We start from the raw sequence: 21,269 nt of genomic DNA, 5'->3' as shown, positions 1-21,269 counted from the left end.
CGACATGACGTCTTCGAGGAAGCATCGCGTTTCCGCCCTGCCCGAGGAGCTGCGGGAGGCGCTGCGCCGCCGCCTCGCGGGCAGGGCCGGGCGCGCCGACACCATCCCCCGCGCGGACCGGGCGCGGCCGCTGCCGCTGTCCTTCGCCCAGGAGCGGCTGTGGTTCCTGCACACGCTCCAGCCGGAGGAGGCGGGGTACAACAGCGCGCTGGCGCTGCGGCTGACCGGCGCGCTGGACGTGGCGGCCCTCTCCCGGGCGCTGGATGCCCTGGTGGAGCGCCATGAGGCGCTGCGGACCACGTTCGACGACCTCGACGGCCGGCCCGCCCAGGTGGTGCGCCCGGCCGCGCCCGTCCCGCTGCCGGTGACCGACCTCACCGACGAGGACGGGGACGCCGAGGCGCTGGACCAGCTGCTGCTGGCCGAGTACGCCCGGCCGTTCGATCTGCGGACCGGTCCGGCGCTGCGGGCGCTGCTGATCCGCCTGGCCGAGGACGCGCACGTGCTGCTGCTCACGGCCCATCACATCGTCACCGACGGCTGGTCGATGGGGGTGCTGCAGGACGAGCTGTGCGCGCTGTACGGCGCCGGGCCCGGCGCGGACCCGCTGCCGCCGGTGCCGGTGCAGTACCCGGACTTCGCCGTGTGGCAGCGGGAGCGGCTCTCGGGGGCCGCCCTGGACCGCCAGCTCGACTACTGGAAGGAGCGGCTGGACGGCGTCGTCCCGCTGGAGCTGCCGGCCGACCGGCCCCGGCCCGCCGCGCCCACCTCGGCGGGTGCGATCCACGAGTTCACCGTGGGCCGCGCCACCGCGGACCGGCTGCGCGCGCTCGCGGCGCACGAGCGGACCACGCTGTTCACGGCGCTGGTCGCCGCCTGCCAGGGGCTGTTCGCCCGCTGGTCGGGGCAGGACGACATCGCCATCGGCACCGTCACCTCCGGCCGTGGCCGCACCGAACTCGAGCGCGCCGTCGGCTTCTTCGTCAACACGGTGGTACTGCGCTCCGCGGTGGACACGGCCCGTTCCTACCGCGAGCTGCTGGCCGACGCCGGGGCCACGGTGCTGGACGCCTTCGCCCATGACGAGGCGCCGTACCAGCGGCTGGTGGACGCCGTGGGGGCGCGCCGGGAGGCGGGCCGCAACCCGCTGTTCGATGTGATGGTGCTGCTGCACAGCGCCCCGAGGAGCGCCCCCCGGCTGTCCGGGCTGGCCGCGACGGGCGTGGCCGTGCCCCGCCGGTCGGCCACCTTCGACCTCAGCGTCGAATTCGTCGAGGACGGGGAGGAGCTGCGGGGGCTGCTGGAGTACAGCACCGAGCTGTTCGATCAGGCGACCGCCGAGCGGATGGCGGGACATCTGCTGGTGCTGCTCGACGGGGTGGCCGCCGAACCGGACCGGCCGGTGCGCGAGCTGCCCCTGCTCACCGACGCGGAGCGGCGGCGGATGACGGCCGCCGGGCACGGCCCGGCGCTCGCGGTCGAACCGGCCACGTTCCCGGCGGTGTTCGAGGCGGCGGCGGCCCGTGCCCCGGAAGCCACCGCGCTGGTGGCCTCCGACGCCACCTACGACTTCGCGGGGCTGAACGCGGCCGCCAACCGGCTGGCCCACCATCTGATCGCCCAGGGCGTCGGCCCGGAGCGCGTGGTCGGGGTGAAGCTGCCCCGGACCTCCGACATGATCGTGGCGATCCTGGGGGTGCTCAAGGCGGGCGGGGTCTATCTGCCTCTCGATGCCGAACTCCCCGCCGAGCGCATCGCGTTCCTCCTGTCCGACGCCGAGCCCGCGCTGGTGCTCGACGAGGCCGCGCTGCGCGCCGTCCCCGCCACGCTGCCGGTGGCGAATCCCACGGACGCGGACCGGACCGCCGCACTGCACCCCGAGGGCGCCGCCTACGTCCTGTACACCTCGGGCTCCACCGGCCGCCCCAAGGGGGTGGCCGTGGAGCACCGGTCGCTGGTCAATCTGCTGGTCGGCCACCGCGAGGGCTTTGTGGCCGAGGCGGGCGGGGGTCCGCTGCGCGTGGCGCTGACCGCGTCGTTCTCCTTCGACACCTCGCTGGAGGGGTTGCTGCTGCTGGCCGACGGCCATGAGCTGCACCTCATCGACGAGGCCACCCGGCTCGACCCGGCCGCGCTCGTGGCGCGCGTCGCCGAGCACCGCGTCGACTTCCTCGACCTCACCCCCTCGTATCTGCGGCAACTCCTTCCGGCCGGGCTGCTGGACCACCCCCGGCACCGCCCGCGGGTGCTGATGCTGGGCGGTGAGGCCATCGGGTCGTCGCTGTGGCGGCGGCTGGCGGACACGCCGGGGACGACGGCGTACAACTTCTACGGTCCGACCGAGTGCACCATCGACGCGCTCGCCGCCCGGATCGGCGGCGCGGGGCGTCCGGTGGTGGGCCGCCCGCTGGGCAATCTGCGCGCCTGCGTACTGGACTCCCGGCTCCAGCCGGTGCCGGTGGGGGTGGCCGGTGAGCTGTATCTGGCGGGTGAGCAGGTGGCCCGGGGGTACCGGGGCCGTCCGGGGCTGACCGCGTCCCGCTTCGTGGCCGATCCGTACGGGCCCGCCGGGAGCCGGATGTACCGCACCGGGGACCTGGCCCGCTGGACCGCGGACGGGGAGCTGGACTACCTCGGCCGGGCCGACGACCAGGTGAAGGTCCGGGGCCACCGGATCGAACCGGGCGAGATCGAGGCGGCGTTGCTCGATCTGCCGGCCGTCGCCGAGGCGGCCGTCGTCGCCGTGACCGACGACCGCGGCCACACCCGGCTGGCCGCCTACTACGTGCCCGCCCCCGGCGGTGAGCCGCCCGCCTCCGGTGAGTTGCGCGCGGCCCTCGGGCGCACCCTGCCCGGCCATATGGTCCCCGGTGCCTTCGTCGCCCTCGACGCCATGCCGCTGGGCACCAGCGGCAAGCTGGACCGCCGGGCGCTGCCCGCCCCACGGCTCGACGCGGACCGGCCGGAGCGGGACGCCACCGCGCCGCGCACCGAGGCGGAGCGGGAGCTCGCGCGGATCTGGGCGGAGGTGCTGGGCGCCCGGACGGTGGGGGTGAACGACAACTTCTTCGAGTTGGGCGGCGATTCGATCCTCGGCATCCAGATCGTCTCCCGGGCCCGCCAGGCCGGACTCGCGCTCACCTCGCGGGATGTCTTCCTGCACCAGACCATCGCCGAACTGGCCGCCGCGGCACCGCGCAGCGCGCCCGAAGCCGCGCGGGACGAGCCGTCGGAGGTGGCGGGCCCGGCGCCGCTCACGCCGATCCAGCACTGGTTCTTCGCCACCCACGGCCCGCTGCGCCACTTCACCATGTCGATGGTCCTCGACCTGCCGCACGAGCTGGACGAGGGCGCGCTGGAGGCCGCGCTGGACGCCGTGGTCGCGCACCACCCGGCCCTGCGCACCCGGTTCGTCCAGGGCGACGACGGCGGGTGGCGGCAGCTCGTGGACGGCGCGCCGGGCGGGCCGGTGCTGCGCCGTCACGATCTGTCCGGGCTCGGCGGCGCCGAGGAGACGGCCGCGGCCGAGGCGGCCGCCGAGGCCGCCCGCGCCGAACTCGACCTGACCACGGGTGCGTTGCTCCGGGGCGTCCTGCTCCGGCGCGGGACGGGGGCCCGGCCGCGGCTGTTCCTCACCGTGCACCACCTCGCCGTGGACAGCGTCTCGTGGCGCATTCTGCTGGGCGATCTGGAGAGCGCCTACCGGCAGGCCGCCGCCGGGGAGCCGGTGCGCCTGGAGCCCGCCTCCACCCCCTTCACCACCTGGGCCCATCGGCTGGGCGAACGGGTGCGGGAGGGTGAGCTGGACGGCGCCCTGCCGTACTGGGAGGGCGTACGGCGGGCGGGCGGCGCGGACCTTCCGGTGGACCGCCCCGGCACGGCCACCGCCGGGTCCACCCACACCGTGCGCGTGACGCTCGACCGCGAGGTCACCGACGGGCTGCTGCGCCGGGTGCCCGGGGTGTACCGGACGCAGATCAACGATGTGCTCCTCGGCGCCCTGGGGCGGGTGCTCGCCGGGTGGACGGGCGAGGACAGGGTGCTGGTGGCCATGGAGGGCCATGGCCGCGAGGAGCTGGACGCGGCCGTCGATCTGTCCCGGACCGTGGGCTGGTTCACCACGCAGTACCCGGTGGCGCTGACGCTGCCCGGCGACGGCTGGGGCGCGCTGCTGAAGTCGGTGAAGGAGCAGTTGCGCGCGGTGCCGCACCGGGGGCTGAGCCATGAGGCGCTGGCGTATCTGAGCGCCCCGGACTCCCCCGCGCGGGCGCTCGCCGACGCGCCGCTGCCGGGCATCTGCTTCAACTACCACGGCCAGTGGGACTCGGCCGGGGACGGCGGCGCGTTCACGCTCACCGGGGAGAGCCTGGGGCGGGATCTGGCCGCCGACGAGCCGTCGGTGTATCCGCTCGATGTGTCCGCCGTGGTGGCGGACGGTGAGCTGGAGCTGACCTGGCTGTACTCCGACCGGGTCCACGACGTGGCCACGGTGCGGGGGCTCGCGGAGGGCATGCTCAGGGCGCTGCGGGAGATCGTGGCGCACTGCGACGGACCGGGCGCGGGCGGCCGGACCCCCTCCGACTTCCCGCTGGCCCGGCTGGACCAGGCCGCCGTCGACCGGCTGGTGGGCGACGGGCGCCAGGTCGAGGACGTCTATCCGCTGACGCCGCTTCAGGAGGGCATGCTCTTCCACCGGCTGGTCGGCGCCGCGGAGGACGTCTACCTCGACCAGGCCACGCTGGTCCTGGACGGGGTGGGCGACCCGGAGGCGTTCGCCCGGGCCTGGCAGGAGACGGTGGACCGCACACCGGTGCTCCGTACCGGCGTCGTCTGGGAGGGCGTCGAGCGGCCACTGCAGATCGTCCGCCACCGGGCCGAGGTGCCCGTGACCCAGCTGGACTGGCGCGGGCTGCCGGAGGAGCGGCGCGAGGCCGAGCTGGAGCGGTTCCGGGCCGAGGACCTGGCCCTGGGCATCGATCTGGCCGCGCCGCCGCTGATGCGGCTGGCCATCGCCCGGCTGACCGACGCCCGGGTGGCGCTGATCTGGACCTCGCACCATCTGGTCCTGGACGGCTGGAGCCTGGCGCAGGTGTTCACCGAGGTGTGCGAGCGGTACACCGCGGCCGCCCAGGGCCGTGCTCCGGCGCTCCCCGTCCGCCGCCCGTTCCGCGACTATCTGCGGTGGCTGGAGGGGCGGGACGGGCAGGAGGCCGAGCGCCACTGGCGGGACGCGCTCGCCGGTTTCACCGCGCCGACCCCGCTCCCCGCCGACCGCAAGGCCGTGGAGTCCCACCGGGCCCGGTCCTCGGCGACCGTGGCGGTGTCGCTCACCCCCGAGGTGTCGGAGGAGCTGCGCCGTACGGCCCGGAGCGGCGGCCTGACCGTCAACACGATCGTGCAGGGCGCCTGGGCGCTGCTGCTGTCCCGGTACGGCGGTGAGGAGGACGTGGTCTTCGGCACCACCGTCTCGGGCCGTCCGGCGGAGCTGGCCGGGGTCGAGTCGATGGTCGGGATGTTCATCAACACCCTGCCGACCCGGGTGCGGGTGGACGCCGCCCGGAACACCGGGGACTGGCTGCGCGACCTCCAGATGGCGCAGTCCGCGGCCCGGCGCCACGAATCCGTCTCGCTGGCGCAGGTGGCGGGCTGGAGCGAGATACCGGCCGGGACCTCGCTCTTCGATTCGATGGTGGCGTTCGAGAACTACCCCTTTGACGACTCCTCGGCGCGCGAGGCGGGCCTGCGGATCATCGAGGTCCGCTCCATCGACGCCACCAACTTCGGCCTGAGTCTGCGGGCCCATCTCTCCGACCGGCTGGGCCTCGACCTCGGCTATGACCCGGGGCTGTTCGACGCCCGGACCGCGGCCGCGCTCGCCGACCGGCTGTGTCTGCTGCTCACCGCGATCGCGGCCGACCCCGACCGTCCGCTGCGGGCGCTTCCGTGGACCACCGCGGAGGAGCGGCGGCGGATCCTGGTGGAGTGGGGCGGCGACACGGCCCCTGAGACGCCGGAGCGGACGCTGGTGGACCTGTTCGAGGAGCAGGCCGCCCGCGCCCCCGGGGCGATCGCCGTCTCGTGTGCCGGGGTGTCGCTGTCGTACGCCGAACTCGACGCGCGGGCGGGCCGGTTGGCGCATCGGCTGATCGACGAGGGCGCCGGGCGGGAGCGGTATGTGGCGCTGGCGCTGCCCCGTTCACCGGAGATGATCGTGGCGATCGTGGCGGTGCTGAAGACGGGGGCGGCCTATCTGCCCCTCGACCCGGACCAGCCCTCCGGCCGGATCGCCCGGATGCTCGCCGACGCCGAACCGGTGGCCCTGCTGACCACCACCGGCCTGGAGACGCGGCTCGCCGAGGACGAGGACACCGCCGAGCGCGCCGCCGTGGCCCGGCTGTGCCTGGACGACCCCGCCCTGATCGCCGATCTGGAGCGCCGCCCCGCCGCCCTCCCGGCCGGTTCCGGGCCGCTGCCGGAGAGCCCCGCCTACGCCATCTACACCTCCGGGTCCACGGGCGTGCCCAAGGGGGTGGTGATCCCGCACTCCAATGTGGTCCGGCTGTTCTCCCGGACCCGGGAGTGGTTCGCGTACGACGCGAGCGATGTGTGGACGCTGTTCCACGCTTACGCCTTCGACTTCTCCGTCTGGGAGATCTGGGGGCCGCTGCTGCACGGCGGCCGGCTCGTGGTCGTCCCGTACGCCGTCTCCCGCTCCCCCGAGGAGTTCCTGCGGCTGCTGGCGGAGGAGCGGGTGACGGTGCTGAGCCAGACGCCGTCCGCCTTCCAGGGGCTGATGCGCGCCGACGAGGAGCACCCCGGAGCCCAACTCGCCCTGCGCCGGGTGGTGTTCGGCGGTGAGGCGCTCGACGCGCGGCGGCTGGCGGGCTGGTACGCACGGCATCCGGACACCTCGCCGGTGCTGGTCAACATGTACGGGATCACCGAGACCACCGTGCATGTCACCTACGCCCCGCTGGACCGCGCGGCCACGTCCGTCGCGGCGAGCGCCATCGGCACCGGCATCCCCGATCTGCGGGTGTATGTGCTGGACGAGGCGCTTCAGCCGGTGCCGCCGGGGGCGGTCGGCGAACTTCATGTGGCGGGGGCCGGGCTCGCCCGGGGCTATCTGCGCCGCCCGGGCCTGACCGCGTCCCGTTTCGTGGCCGATCCGTACGGGCCCGCCGGGAGCCGGATGTACCGCACCGGCGACCGGGCCCGGTGGAGCGCGGACGGGGAGCTGGAGTATCTGGGCCGCGCCGACGACCAGGTGAAGATCCGTGGTTTCCGGATCGAGCCCGGGGAGATCGAGGCCGCGCTGGCCGCCCATCCGCGGGTCGGCGGCGCGGTGGTGACCGTGCGGGAGGACCAGCCCGGGGTGCGGCGGCTGGTGGCCTATGTGGTGGCCGCCGGTTCGGCCGCGCCACCGCCGGCCGGTGAGTTGCGGGAGTTCCTCCAGCGGTCGCTGCCCGCGCAGATGATCCCGGCGGCGTTCGTGGCGCTGGACGCGCTGCCGCTGACCGCCAACGGCAAGCTGGACCGCCGCGCGCTGCCCGCGCCCGGCCCCGACGGCTTCGCGGCCGGCGCCGAGCGGATCGCGCCGCGCACCGAGGCCGAACGCACGGTGGCGCGGGTGTGGGCCGAGGTGCTCCCGGTCGAGGAGGCCGGGGCGACGGACGACTTCTTCGCCCTGGGCGGCGATTCGATCCTGGCCATCCGGGTGGCCTCCCGGCTGCGGACGGCCTTCGGCACGGAGGTCACCCCCCGCGCGCTGTTCACCCACACCACCGTGGCCGAGCTCGCCGCCGCGCTGGGCGCGCCGGAGGACGGCGGGGCGGCGGACGCCATCCCGGCCGTGCCACGGGACGGGGAGCTGCCGCTGTCGTATCCACAGGCGCGCCTGTGGTTCCTGGACTCCTTCGACGGCGGCGGCACGGAGTATGTGACGCCGTTCGCGCTGCGGCTGCGCGGCCGCCTGGACACCGCCGCGCTGCGCACCGCCCTGGACGCCCTGGTGGCCCGGCACGAGCCGCTGCGCACCACCTTCGCCGAGGTGGACGGCCGTGGAGTGCAGCGGGTGCACGACCCGTACCCGGTGGCGCTGCCGGTGCACGACCTCACGGCCCGTCCCGTGGCCGAGCGCGAGCGGGAACTGGAGCGGCTGCTGGAGCGGGAGGGCGCCACCCCCTTCGACCTGCGCACCGGGCCGCCGCTGCGGGCGTCCCTGATCCGGCTGGACGGCGAGGAGCACGTCCTCACCCTGACGATGCACCACATCGTCACGGACGGCTGGTCCACGGCCGTCATCAGCGCCGATCTGAGCGAGCTGTACGGCGCGGCGGTCATGGCGCGGCGGCCCGCGCTCGCCCCGCTGCCGCTGGGCTACGCCGACTACGCGGCGTGGCAACGCGATCCGCTCGGTGGCGCGGCGCGGATGGAGCCGGAGCTGGAGTACTGGCGGGCGCGGCTGGCGGATCTGGCGCCGCTGGAGCTGCCGACCGACCGTCCGCGGCCGGCCGTGCGGACCGGATGCGGGGCGCTGCTGGAGTTCACCCTGCCCGCCGGGCTGGTGGAACGGCTGCGCGCGGCCGGGCGGCGCCGCGACGGCACCCTCTTCATGACGCTCCTCGCCACCTGCCAGGTGCTGCTGGCCCGCTGGTCGGGGCAGGAGGACATCGCGGTGGGCACCGTGACCTCCGGACGGGAGCGGCCCGAACTGGAGCAGCTGGTCGGGATGTTCGTGAACACGCTGGTGCTGCGCACCCGGGTGGACGCCGGCGACTCGTTCGAGAAGCTGCTCACCCGGGTGCGGGCCACCGTGCTGGACGCCTTCGCCCACCAGGACGTGCCCTTCGAGCGGATCGTGGACGCGCTCCAGCCGGAGCGGGACACCAGCCGCACCCCGCTCTTCCAGGTCATGGTGGCGCTGCACAACCTGGGCGCCGAAGTGCCCGATCTGCCCGGTCTCACCGTGGAGGCCGTCCGCGTGCCGGGCCGGACCGCCGGTTTCGACCTGAGCTTCGACTTCGTGGCGGGTCCCGGCGGCCTGACCGGCTTCGTGGAGTACGACACCGATCTGTTCGACGCGGACACCGTGGAGCGGATGGCCCGTCAGCTGCGGCTGCTGCTGGAAGCGGTGGCCGAGGACCCCGGGCTCCGGGTGGGCGAACTGCCGCTGCTGACCGCCGGGGAGCGGCGGACGGTACTGGAGGAGTGGAACGACACCGCGCTCGCCGTGCCGGACACCACCTTCCCCCGGCTCTTCGAGGAGCGGGCCGCCCGCACTCCGGGCGCCACCGCGCTGGTGGCCTCCGACGCCACCTACGACTTCGCGGGGCTGAACGCGGCCGCCAACCGGCTGGCCCGCCATCTGATCGCCCAGGGCGTGGGCCCGGAGAAGGTGGTCGCGGTCAGGCTTCCGCGCACCGCCGATTCTGTGGTGGCCCTGCTCGCGGTCCTCAAGGCGGGGGGTACCCACCTGTACGTGGACCCGGGGCTGCCCGCGGAACGCGCGCGGTTCGTGCTGGAAGACGCGGCGCCCGAGGTGGTCCTCACCCCCGATGTCCTGCGGGACGCGCCCCTCGACGGGCTGCCGGACACCGATCCCACCGACGCGGACCGGCTGTGCCCGCTGCTGCCCGGGCACACCGCGTACATCACCTACACCTCGGGGTCCACCGGCCGCCCCAAGGGTGTCGCCGTCGAGCACCGCCAGCTGGTCAACCTCTGCCTCGACCACCGGGCCGGGCTCATCGCCCTGCACCAGGCCGAGGCGGGCCGTCCGCTGCGCTCGGCGCTGACCGCCGCGTTCTCCTTCGACACCTCCTGGGAGGGCGCGGTGTTCCTGGCCTCGGGCCAGGAGGTGCATCTGGTGGACGACGCGGTACGGCTGGACCCGGCCGCGCTCGTGGCGCTGGTCGACGCCCGTGGACTGGACTTCCTCGACGTCACCCCGTCGTACCTCCACGAGCTGATGGCCGCCGGGCTGTTCGCCGGGGACCGCCACCGCCCACGGATCGTCATGGTGGGCGGCGAGGCCCTCGGGGCGGCGCTGTGGCGGGAGCTGCGCGCGGTGCCGGGCGTGGCGGCGTACAACTTCTACGGGCCCACCGAATGCGCCGTGGACGCGGTCTACGGCGACCTGGCCGGTCTCGGCGACCGTCCGCTGATCGGGCGGCCCGGCCGCAATCTGCGGGCGTACGTCCTGGACGGCGCGCTGCGGCCGGTGCCGCCCGGCGTCCCCGGTGAACTCCATCTGGCCGGGGCGCAGGTCGCCCGCGGCTATCTGCGCCGCCCCGGGCTCACCGCGGCGCATTTCGTCGCCGATCCGTACGGCCCGCCCGGCAGCCGGATGTACCGCACCGGCGACCGGGCGCGCTGGACGGCGGAGGGGGCGCTGGAGTTCCTGGGCCGCGCCGACGAACAGCTCAAGATCCGTGGGTTCCGCATCGAGCCCGGCGAGATCGAGTCCGCGCTGCTGGGGCATCCGGCGGTCCGGGAAGCGGTGGTGGTGGCCCGCGAGGACACCGGCCACCGGCGGCTGGTGGCCTACCTGGTGACCTGTTCCGACGACTCGGCCGACGCCCCCGACCCGGTGGAGCTGCGCGCCCTGCTCAAGCACACCCTGCCCGACTACATGGTCCCGGCCGCCTTCGTGACGCTGGACCGGATGCCCCGCACCGACAGCGGCAAGGTGGACCGGCGCGCACTGCCCGCTCCCCCCGACCGGCCGGAGCAGGGCTCGCCGTACGTGGCGCCCCGGACCCCCGCCGAGACGGTGCTGGCGGGCGTGTGGGCCGAGGTGCTGGGCGTCCCCGCGGTGGGCGTGGAGGACAACTTCTTCGCCCTGGGCGGCGATTCGATCCTCAGCATCCAGATCGTCTCCCGCGCCCGCCAGGCCGGGCTGACGCTCACCTCCAAGGACGTCTTCCGCCACCAGACCGTCGCGGAGCTCGCGCTGGGCGTCGAGTCCGCCCGGCGGCAGCCGCTCGCCGAACCGGCCGGGGCGGTGGCCGGACCGGCGCCGCTGACCCCCATCCAGCACTGGTACCTGGACGGGCGGCGGCCCGGCGACCGGCACCACTTCACCATGAGCCACCGGCTGGAGCTCACCGGCGACCTCGACGAGGCCGCCCTGCGGCAGGCGGTGGACGCCCTGGTGGCGCACCACGCGGCGCTGCGCACCCGCTTCCTGGCCGTCGACGGGCAGTGGCGCCAGGAGGTCCTGCCCACCGCCCCCGGCGGTGTCCTGGAGCGGCACGACCTGTCCGGTCTGGACGACGCGGCACGCGCCGAAGCCGTACGGGAGGCCACGGTCGCGGCCCAGACGGGGCTGGACATCGCCGAGGGTGCCGTGCTGCGGGCGCTGCTGTTCACCTTCGGCCCCGGACAGGCGCCGGAGTTGCTGCTCACCGCCCACCATCTGGTGGTGGACGGCGTCTCCTGGCGGGTCCTGCTCGGCGATCTGGAGACCGCCTACCGCGGCGCCGCCGCCGGTGGCGCGCCCACCCTGCCCCCGGCGAGCAGCTCCTTCACCCAGTGGGCGGCCCGGCTGGCGGACCATGTGCGCTCCGGCGGGCTCGACGGCGACCTGGCGTACTGGACGGGCGTGGCGCGCTCCGCGCCCGCCGCCCTCCCCGTCGACCGCGAGGGCCCCAACACCCATGGGACGGCGGCCACGGTGACCACGGTCCTCGGCCGTGCCGAGACCGAGGCGCTGCTGCGCCGGGTCCCCGGCGTCTACCGGACACGGATCGACGATGTGCTGCTCGCCGCGCTCGGCCGGAGCCTGGCGCGCTGGACCGGCGGGGACACCGTGCTGATCGGCGTGGAGGGACACGGCCGCGAGGACCTCTTCGAGGACCTGGATCTTTCCCGTACGGTCGGCTGGTTCACCGCCGAGTACCCGCTCGCGCTGGCCGTCGACGCCGGGACGGGGTGGCGCGACACCCTCCGATCCGTCAAGGAGCAGCTGCGGGCCGTTCCGCACCACGGGCTCGGCCACGGAGCGCTGCGCCATCTGGCCCCCGAGGACTCCCCGGCCGCGGAGCTGCGGGGCGGTCCGTCGCCGCGGATCGTCTTCAACTACCACGGCCAGTGGGACGTGGCGGCGGACGACGAGGGCGCGGCCCCGGGCCTGTACCGCGCCGCCCTCCCCGTGACCGGCCAGGACGCCGCACCCGGGGAGACCCGCCCGTGCCTGCTGGAGGTCACAGGGGCGGTCCAGGACGGCCGTCTTGAGCTGGGCTGGAGCTATCCGGCCCGGATGTACGACGAGGCCACCGTGCGCGGGGTCGCGGAGGACTGTCTGGCCGCGCTGAAGGAGATCGTCGCCCACTGCGCCGAGCCCGGCGCGGGCGGGCGCACCCCGTCCGACTTCCCGCTCGCCCGGCTCGACCAGCGCCAGGTGGATCTGATCGCCGGTGACGGCGGGGCGGTGGAGGACGTGTATCCGCTGACCCCGCTCCAGGCGGGCATGCTCTTCCATGGCCTGGTGGACAGCGCTCCCGCCGGTGGCGCCTACTTCGACCAGATCGCCCTCCGGATCGGCGGGATCGCCGACCCGGACGCGTTCGCGGCCGCCTGGCAGCGGGTGGTGGACCGTACGCCGGGCTTACGCAGCTCGGTCCGCTGGGAGGGGCTCGCCGAGCCGGTCCAGGTCGTCCACCGCCGGGCCGGCCTGCCCACCGTCCGGCTGGACTGGCGGGAGTTGACGCCGTCCGCGCGGGAGGAGGCGCTGCGGCGGCTGCTGGCCGAGGACCGCGCCGCCGGGATGGAGCTCACCGCGGCCCCGCTGAGCCGGATCGCGGTGGCCGGGCTGCCCGATGACGAGGTCATGCTGGTGTGGACCTCGCACCATCTGATGCTCGACGGCTGGAGCACCGGTCAGGTCTTCGCCGAGGTGTGCGAGACCTACGCGGCCCTCGTGGCCGGGCGTTCACCCCGGCCGCCCGCCCGCCGGGCCTTCCGGGACTTCCTGCGCTGGCTGCGTGAGCAGGACCAGGAGCGGGCGGAGGGCTATTGGCGCGAGGTGCTGGCGGGGTTCGGCACCCGCACACCGCTGCCGTACGACCGGTCGCCGCGGGAGGCGCATCGCACCACCTCGACCGCGCTGACCCGGCTGGAGCTGACCGAGGAGGTGTCCGCCCGGCTGCGGGAGACCGCGCGCGGCGGCGGGCTGACGGTCAACACGGTGGTGCAGGGCGCGTGGGCGCTGCTGCTGTCGCGGTACGGCGGGGTGCGCGACGTGGTGTTCGGCACCACCGTCTCGGGCCGTCCGGAGGGGCTGCCGGGCGTGGAGACGATGGTCGGCATGTTCATCAACACGGTCCCCACCCGGGCCGTGGCAGAGGGCGGCCGTGAGGTCGTGGCGTGGCTGCGGGAGCTCCAGGAGCAGCAGAGCGAGTCCCGCCGCTTCGACTTCGTCGCCCTCTCCCGGATCCAGGCCCTCAGCGCGGTCCCGGCCGGTGAGGCGCTCTTCGACAGCATGGTGGTGTTCGAGAACTACCCCTTCGACGAGGCGTCGGCGGCCGGTGCCGGGGTCCGGGTGCGGGAGGTGCGGGCCGAGGACTCCACCAGTTTCCCGCTGTGTCTGCGCGCCTATCTCGGCGACCGGCTGGGCTTCGACCTCGCCTACGACCCGGCGCTGTTCGACGCTTCCACGGTGGAGCGGGCGGCGGCCCATCTGGAGACGCTGCTGACCGGGATCGCCGACGGCGCCGGGCGGTCGCTGGACGAGCTGCCGCTGCTGACGGAGGCGGAGCGCCTGAAGGCGGCCGGCGAGTGGAACGCCACCGCCCGGCCGCTGCCGGAGGGCTCGCTGGCCGAGTTGTTCGCCGAGCGGGTCCGCCGCGCCCCGGACGCCGTCGCCGTCACCGACGGCGCCACCTCGCTCAGCTACGCCCGACTCGACGAGTGGGCGGGCCGGTTGGCCGGTCATCTGCTGCGGTCCGGGGTGCGTCCCGAGGACCGGGTGGCGCTGCTCATGGACCGGTCGGTGGAGCTGGTCGTGGCCCAGCTCGCGGTGGTCAGGGCCGGTGGGGTGTACGTACCGGTGGACGCCCGCGCCCCGCGCGATCGGCGGCGCACGCTGCTGGACCAGGCGGGCGCCGCGGTCGTGCTGACGCCGGAGGAGGTGGCCGCCGCCCGGGAGGGCGAGCCGGTGGCGCCTGCGGTGCCGGTGCACCGGGACCGGCTTGCGTATGTGATGTTCACCTCCGGGTCGACCGGTGTGCCGAAGGCCGTGGGCGTGCGCCATCGCGATGTGGCGGCGCTCGCCCTCGACCGTGCCTTCGCCGGTGGCGGGCATGAGCGGGTGCCGCTGCACTCGCCGGTGGCGTTCGACGCCGCCACCTACGAGACGTGGGTGCCGCTGCTGAACGGTGGCCGGGTGGTGGTGACATCGGACGAGCTGGACGCCGCCGCGGTGCGCCGCCTGGTGGCCGAGCACGCGGTGACGGGGCTCTGGCTGACCGCCGGGCTGTTCCGGCTGCTGGCCAGGGACGCGCCGGACTGCTTCACGGGGCTGCGCGAGGTGTGGACCGGTGGCGATGTGGTGCCCGCGGCCTCGGTGCGCCGGGTGCTGGAGCGCTGCCCCGGGCTGACCGTGGTGGACGGCTACGGGCCGACCGAGACCACCACCTTCGCCACCTGCTTCCCGATGTCCCGCGCCGACGAGGTGCCCGAGGTGGTGCCGATCGGCCGGCCGCTGGACAACACGCGGGTCCATGTCCTGGACTCCAGGATGCGGATCGTGCCGCCGGGCGTGGTCGGCGAGCTCTTCGTCGCCGGGGAGGGGGTGGCCCGTGGCTACCTCGGCCGTCCCGGTCCGACCGCGGCGGCGTTCCTCCCCGATCCGTACGGGCCCGCCGGGGAGCGGATGTACCGCACCGGCGATCTGGCGCGCCGACGGCCGGACGGCACCGTGGAGTTCCTCGGCCGCGCCGATGACCAGGTCAAGGTCCGTGGCTTCCGGATCGAGCCGGGCGAGGTGGAGGGTGTGCTGGCCGGGCATCCGGAGGTGGCGGATGTCGCGGTGGTGGCCCGCGAGGACGGTCCCGGTGGCAAGCGGCTGGTGGCCTATGTGGTGGCCGCCCGCGATACCCCGGTGGAGGGTGACCTGCTGCGGGCGTACGCGGCCGAGCGGCTGCCGGACTACATGGTGCCGTCCGCCGTCGTCCCGCTGGCGGCGCTGCCGCTCGGCCCCACCGGGAAGCTGGACCGCGCGGCGCTGCCCGCCCCGGGCCCGGACACCCGCCGCACGCCCTACCGGGCGCCGCGTGAGGGGGCCGAACGGGCCGTGGCGGCGGTCTGGGCCGAGGTGCTGGAGGTGGAACGCGTCGGCGCCGGGGACAACTTCTTCGAGCTCGGCGGCGACTCGATCCTCTCCATCCGGCTCACCTCACGGCTGCGGGAGGTGCTCGGGGTGGAGCCGTCACCCCGCCTGGTGTTCACCCATCCGACCGTCGCGGCCCTGGCCGAGGCGCTCGGTGGCGCGGACGGCCGCGGCGCGGACCGGTCCGCCCCGATCACACCGGTGGCCCGGGACGGCGAGCTGCCGCTGTCCTATCCGCAGCAGCGTCTGTGGTTCCTGGACTCCTTCGCCCCCGACAGCGCCGAGTACATCACCCCGCTGGCGCTGCGGATACGGGGGGCCCTCGATGTGGACGCGCTCGGTGCGGCGCTGACCGCGCTGGTGGCCCGGCACGAGTCGCTGCGGACCACCTTCGACGCGGTGGACGGCCGCGGGGTGCAGATCGTGCACGACCCCCGGGAGATCCGGCTCGACCCGTACGACCTGTCCCATCTCCCCACCGCCGAACGGGAGGCGGAGCTGCGGGAGCTGCTGGGGCACGAACGGGCGCGCCCCTTCGATCTGCGGCGCGGCCCGCTGCTGCGCACCGGGCTGATCCGGCTCGGCGCCCAGGAGCACATACTGAGTCTGACGCTGCATCACATCATCACGGACGGCTGGTCCACCGGTGTGCTCACCGGCGATCTGCGGGAGCTGTACCGGGCGGCGCTGAGCGGTGAGCCCGCGGCGCTGCCCCCGCTCCCGGTGAGTTACGCGGACTTCGCCGCCTGGCAGCGGGCCGAACTCACCGCCCCCCGCGCCGATGAGGAACTGGCCTACTGGACACGGCAGTTGGTCGGGGTGCCGCCGCTGGAGATGCCCACCGACCGGCCCCGACCGGCGGTGCGGACGAAGAACGGCGCCACCGTGGAGTTCACGGTGCCCGCCGGGGTGAGCTCGCGCCTCAAGGAGTTCGGGCAGACGCGGGGCACCACTCTGTTCATGACGCTGGTGGCGGCGGCCCAGATCCTGCTGGCCCGGCTGTCCGGCGGGCGGGACATCGCGGTGGGCACCGTCACCTCGGGGCGGGAGCGCCCCGAGGTGGAGCGGCTGATCGGCTTCTTCGTCAACACCCTGGTGCTGCGCTCCACCGTCGATCCGCACGCCCGCTTCGGCGACTTCCTGGCCGAGGTGCGCGGCACCGTCCTGGACGCCTTCGCCCATCAGGCGGTGCCGTTCGAGCGGGTGGTGGACGAGGTGCGGCCGGTGCGGGACACCAGCCGGACACCGCTGTTCCAGGCGATGGTGGTGCTGCAGAACGCCCCGGGCCGGGCGCTGGAGCTGCCCGGTCTGGAGCTGGCGGACGTGGAGCTCGACACGCAGACCGCCGCCTTCGACCTCACCTTCGAGTTCGCCGAGGCCGAGGGGGGTGTGCTGCGCGGGCTGATCGGCTACAGCACCGATCTGTTCGACGCCTCGACGGTGGAACGGATGGGCACGGCCCTGCGGGCGCTGCTCGCCGGGATCGCCGAGGATCCGGAGCGTCCGGTGGGCGCGCTGCCGCTGACCACACAGGCCGAGCTGCGGCGCACCCTGGTCGAGTGGAACGACACCCGACTGGAGGTGGACCGGGCCACGCTGCGCGAGCTGTTCGAGCGGCGGGTGGCCGTTTCGCCGGACGCCACGGCCGTGCGGTACGGGAAGGGCGATCTCACCTTCGCCGAGCTGGAGGTGGCCGCGAACCGGCTGGCGCACCGGCTGATCGGCCGGGGCGTGGGGCCGGAGCGGCTGGTGGCGCTGGTGCTGCCGCGTTCGGTGGAGATGCTGGTGGCGCAGCTCGCCGTGGCGAAGGCGGGCGGTGCGTTCGTGCCGGTCGACCCCGGCTACCCCAAGGAGCGGGTGGCGTTCATGCTGCGCGACGCCGCGCCCTCGGTGGTGCTCGACGACGCGGCCTCGGTGTGGGCCGAGGAGGGCCCCGACGGGCCACCGCCCCTCCGCGGCCTGACGCCGGACCATCCGGCGTATGTCATCTACACCTCCGGCTCCACGGGTGTGCCCAAGGCGGTCGTGGTCACCCATGCCGGGCTGGCCAGTTTCTCGGCCGCCGCGGCCGCGCACTACGACGTGCGGGCCGGGGACCGGGTGCTGCAGTTCTCCTCGCCCAGCTTCGACGCCTCCGTCCTGGAGCTGTGTGTCTCGCTGCCCCGTGGCGCGGCGCTGGTGATCGGCGACGAGGGCCCGCTGCTGGGCGAGCGGCTGGCCGAGGTGCTCGGCGGGCAGCGGATCACCCATGCGCTGATCCCCCCGGCCGCGCTGGCGACCGTGCCGGAGGCGGATCGGCGCACGGGGCTGCCGGATCTGCGGACCCTCATCGTCGGCGCCGACGCCTGCTCCGCCGAGTTGGTGGACCGCTGGGCGCCGGGCCGGCGGATGGTCAACTCCTACGGCCCGACCGAGGCCACGGTGGTGAGCACCTGGTCCGGGCCGCTGACCGCCGGGTCGGGGGTGCCGCCCATCGGCCGGCCGATCCCGAACACCCGGGTCTACGTACTGGACGAGACGCTGCGCCAGGTGCCGGTGGGCGTGGCCGGGGAGCTGTATGTGGCGGGCACGGGTCTGGCGCGGGGCTATCTGGGCCGTCCGGGGCTGACCGCCGCACGGTTCGTGGCCGATCCGTTCGGCCCGGCGGGCGGGCGGATGTACCGCACCGGCGATGTGGTGCGGTGGACCGGCGACGGTGAGCTCGCGTTCCTGGGCCGGACCGACGACCAGGTCAAGGTGCGGGGCTTCCGGATCGAACTCGGCGAGGTGGAGAGCGCGCTGCGGCGCAGCCCGGAGGTGCGGGACGCGGTGGTCGCCGTACGGGAGACCGCCCCGGCCCCGGAGCAGCCCTCCGGCGGGAAGCGCCTGGTGGGCTATGTCGTCCCGGCGCCGGGTACCTCGCCGACCGCCGCCTCGCTGCGCGACGTCCTGGGCCGGACCCTTCCGTCTCATATGGTGCCGTCGGCGTTCGCCACCCTGGACGCCCTTCCGCTCACGGCCAACGGCAAGGTGGACCGCCGGGCGCTGCCCGATCCGGACCCGGTGCCCGTCACCTCCGGTGCGGGACATGTCGCCCCACGCACCCCGATGGAGCGCCGGATCGCGGACATCTGGGCCGATGTGCTCGGTCTGGAACGGGTGGGCGTGGAGGACAACTTCTTCGAGCTGGGCGGGGATTCCATCCTCAGCATCCAGGTGGTCTCCCGCGCCCGCCAGGCCGGGCTGCGGCTGACCACCAGGGACCTGTTCACCCATCAGTCGGTGGCGGCGCTCGCCACCGTGGCCACGGCCGAGCGGGACGAGGGCCGTGCGGAGCCGGTGACCGGGTCGCTTCCGCTCACCCCGATCCAGCGCTGGTTCTTCGCCACCCACACCGTGAATCCGCGCCACTTCAACCAGTCCACCCTGCTGGAGCTGCACCAGGAGCCGGACGAGAAGGCGCTGGAGGCGGCGCTGGCCGCGCTCCTGGTCCACCATGACGCGCTGCGCACCCGGTTCACCGAGGACGGCGGCGAGTGGCGCGGCCACGTCCCGGAACCGGATGGCGACAGCGCCGTCCTGGACCGCCACGACCTGTCCGGTCTGCCGGCGCGGGAGGCGGACGCGGCGATGGAGAAGGCGGCCGACGCCCTCCACGCGGGCTTCGACCTGGGCCGGGGGCCGCTGCTGCGGGCCGCGCTGTTCCGCTTCGGCGAGGCCCGGCGGCCGTTCCTCTTCCTGACCGCGCACCACCTGGTCATCGACGGGGTGTCCTGGCGGATCCTGCTGGACGACCTGGACATCGCCTATCAGCAGGGCGTGCGGGGCGAACCGGTGGACCTCGGCACCAAGTCCACCGCCTTCCGCGACTGGGCGCGGCGGCTCGCGGAGCATGTCGCCGAGGGTGCCCTGGACCACGAGGCCGACCACTGGTGCGAGGCCCTCGACGCCCGGCCGCTGCCGGTCGACCATCAGGTGGCCGCGCCGGGGGCCGAGATCGGTACGGTGCCGGTCGAGCTCGACGAGCGGGACACCGAGGCGCTGCTGCGCTCGGCGCCCACCGCCTATCGCACCCGGATCAACGATGTGCTGCTCGCCGCCCTGGCGCTGGCACTGTCCCGCTGGACGGGCCAGGAGCGGGTGTCGGTGGAGCTGGAGGGCCATGGGCGCGAGGACATCCTGGACGGCGTCGATCTCTCCCGTACGGTCGGCTGGTTCACCACCATGTATCCGGTCTCCTTCGAGCTGCCGGACATCCCCGACGGCGGGCCGGCCGACTGGCGAGGGCTGGTGAAGTCGGTGCGGCGGCGGCTGCGGACCGTCCCCGGCAACGGCTTCGGCTTCGGGGCGCTGCGCGCCTTCGGCCCGCCCGAGCTGCGCGAGCGGCTGTCCCGGCACGGCGCCGGGCCGCAGATCGTGTTCAACTACCTCGGCCAGTGGGACGCCCGGTCGGCCGAGTCCCAGGGCGGTCTGGTCCACGCCGAGCACGGCTCGTTCGGCCAGGACCACGATCCGCGCGAGGGCGGCTCCCATCTGCTGGAGGTGGTGGGCGCGGTGCAGGACGGCCGGCTCGGCTTCACCTGGCGCTACCGCCCCGATGTGCACGAGAGGCGGACCGTGGAGGCGGTGGCCGGGGACTTCGCGGAGGCGCTGCGCCGGATCGCCGGGGACTGCCGGGGCGCCGTATGACCGCGGCCCCGCCGGTCTCGCCGCCGGTTCCGCTGTCGCGCAACCGGGACTACCGGCTGCTGTGGGGCGGTCAGGCGCTCTCGGAATTCGGCTTCCACACGGCGCTGATCGCGTTTCCGCTGCTGGTCCTCGCGCTCACCGGCTCGGGTGCCGCCTCCGGTCTGGTCATGGGCACCATCGCCGCCGCGCAGATGGTGGCCGGGCTCCCGGCGGGTGTCCTGGTGGACTCTTACGACCGCAAGGCCATCATGCTGGGCTGTGAGGCGACCCAGGCGGTCTCCGCCATCAGCCTGGTGGCCGCCGTGTGGGCGGGCGCGGCCACCGTCTGGCACATGGTCGTCGTGGCGGCGGTGTTCGGGGCGAGCGCGGCGCTCTTCGAACCCGCGGAGAGCGCGTCGCTGCCCGCCCTGGTGGCGGACGAGCAGCTGCCCACGGCGGTGGCGATGAACACGGCACGGGCCTCGATGGGGCAGCTCGCGGGCACCGCGACCGGCGGGTTCCTGTTCGCCGTGGGACGGTTCGTGCCCTTCCTGGTGGACGCCGTGACCCACACGCTCTCCTTCGTCGCCCTGCTCTTCGTCCGGCTGCCCCGGCGCGAGCGGTCCGCCGACGGGGTGGGCCCGCTGGGCCGGGAGGCGCTGGCCGGGCTGCGGTGGGTGTGGCGGGAGCGCCGGATCCGGGTCACGGTGGTGTGCGCGGTGGTGCTCAACCTGTTCTTCAGCGCCTTCTACCTGGTCGTCATCGTGCTCGCCGAGTCCCGGGGGGTGCCCTCCGGGGAGGTCGGTGTGATGGCGGCCATGCTGGGGGTGGGCGGGGTGGCGGGCGCGCTGCTGGCGCCCGTACTGCACCGGCGGCTGGGCCCGTACGGCGGCATCATCGCGGTGTTCTGGGCACTGGCCGTGCTCGCCCCGGTCACCGTGCTGACGGACAGCGGCTATCTCATCGGGGTGCTGTTCGCCCTGATGGCGCTGTTCCCGCCGACGGCGAACACCGCGATCATGACCGACCAACTGCTGCGCACCCCGGACGAGCTGCGCGGCAGGCTCACCAGCACACTCGTCCTGGCCTGTGGTGCGGCGGGCGCGGCGGGCCCCGCGCTGGGCGGGTCGCTCGCCCAGGTCCTGCCGGGCGACCGGGCGATCCTGCTCTGCTCGGCGGGGATGGCGGCCGCGGCCGTCCTGGCCACCGTCAGCCCGACCCTGCGCACGCTGTCCCGCCACCATGAGGCCGGGCGGCCGACCGGCTGACCGCCATCCGGCACTTCACCGAC

General features: G+C 74.8%; 2 protein-coding genes. Both read left to right on the top strand.

Features of this window, described 5'->3' with window-relative positions; translation table 11 throughout:
* Positions 1 to 4 precede the first annotated feature (4 nt).
* Positions 5 to 19,999, top strand: coding sequence for a non-ribosomal peptide synthase/polyketide synthase (locus ACZ6TD_RS43265; protein ID WP_471347059.1), 19,995 nt, complete (start codon positions 5 to 7; stop codon positions 19,997 to 19,999).
* Positions 19,996 to 21,246, top strand: coding sequence for an MFS transporter (locus tag ACZ6TD_RS43260; protein WP_471347057.1), 1,251 nt, complete (start codon positions 19,996 to 19,998; stop codon positions 21,244 to 21,246). The genes ACZ6TD_RS43265 and ACZ6TD_RS43260 overlap by 4 nt, the downstream gene beginning before the upstream one ends.
* The last annotated feature ends 23 nt before the right edge of the window (positions 21,247 to 21,269 follow it).

The organism is Streptomyces yongxingensis, from assembly GCF_055597465.1.
This window is presented reverse-complemented; position numbering and strand designations above follow the sequence as displayed.

Bases quoted from the DNA above. Each gene is read 5' to 3' on its own strand.
- ACZ6TD_RS43265 (WP_471347059.1), top strand. From the start codon at position 5: ATGACGTCTTCGAGGAAGCATCGCGTTTCCGCCCTGCCCGAGGAGCTG.
- ACZ6TD_RS43260 (WP_471347057.1), top strand. From the start codon at position 19,996: ATGACCGCGGCCCCGCCGGTCTCGCCGCCGGTTCCGCTGTCGCGCAAC.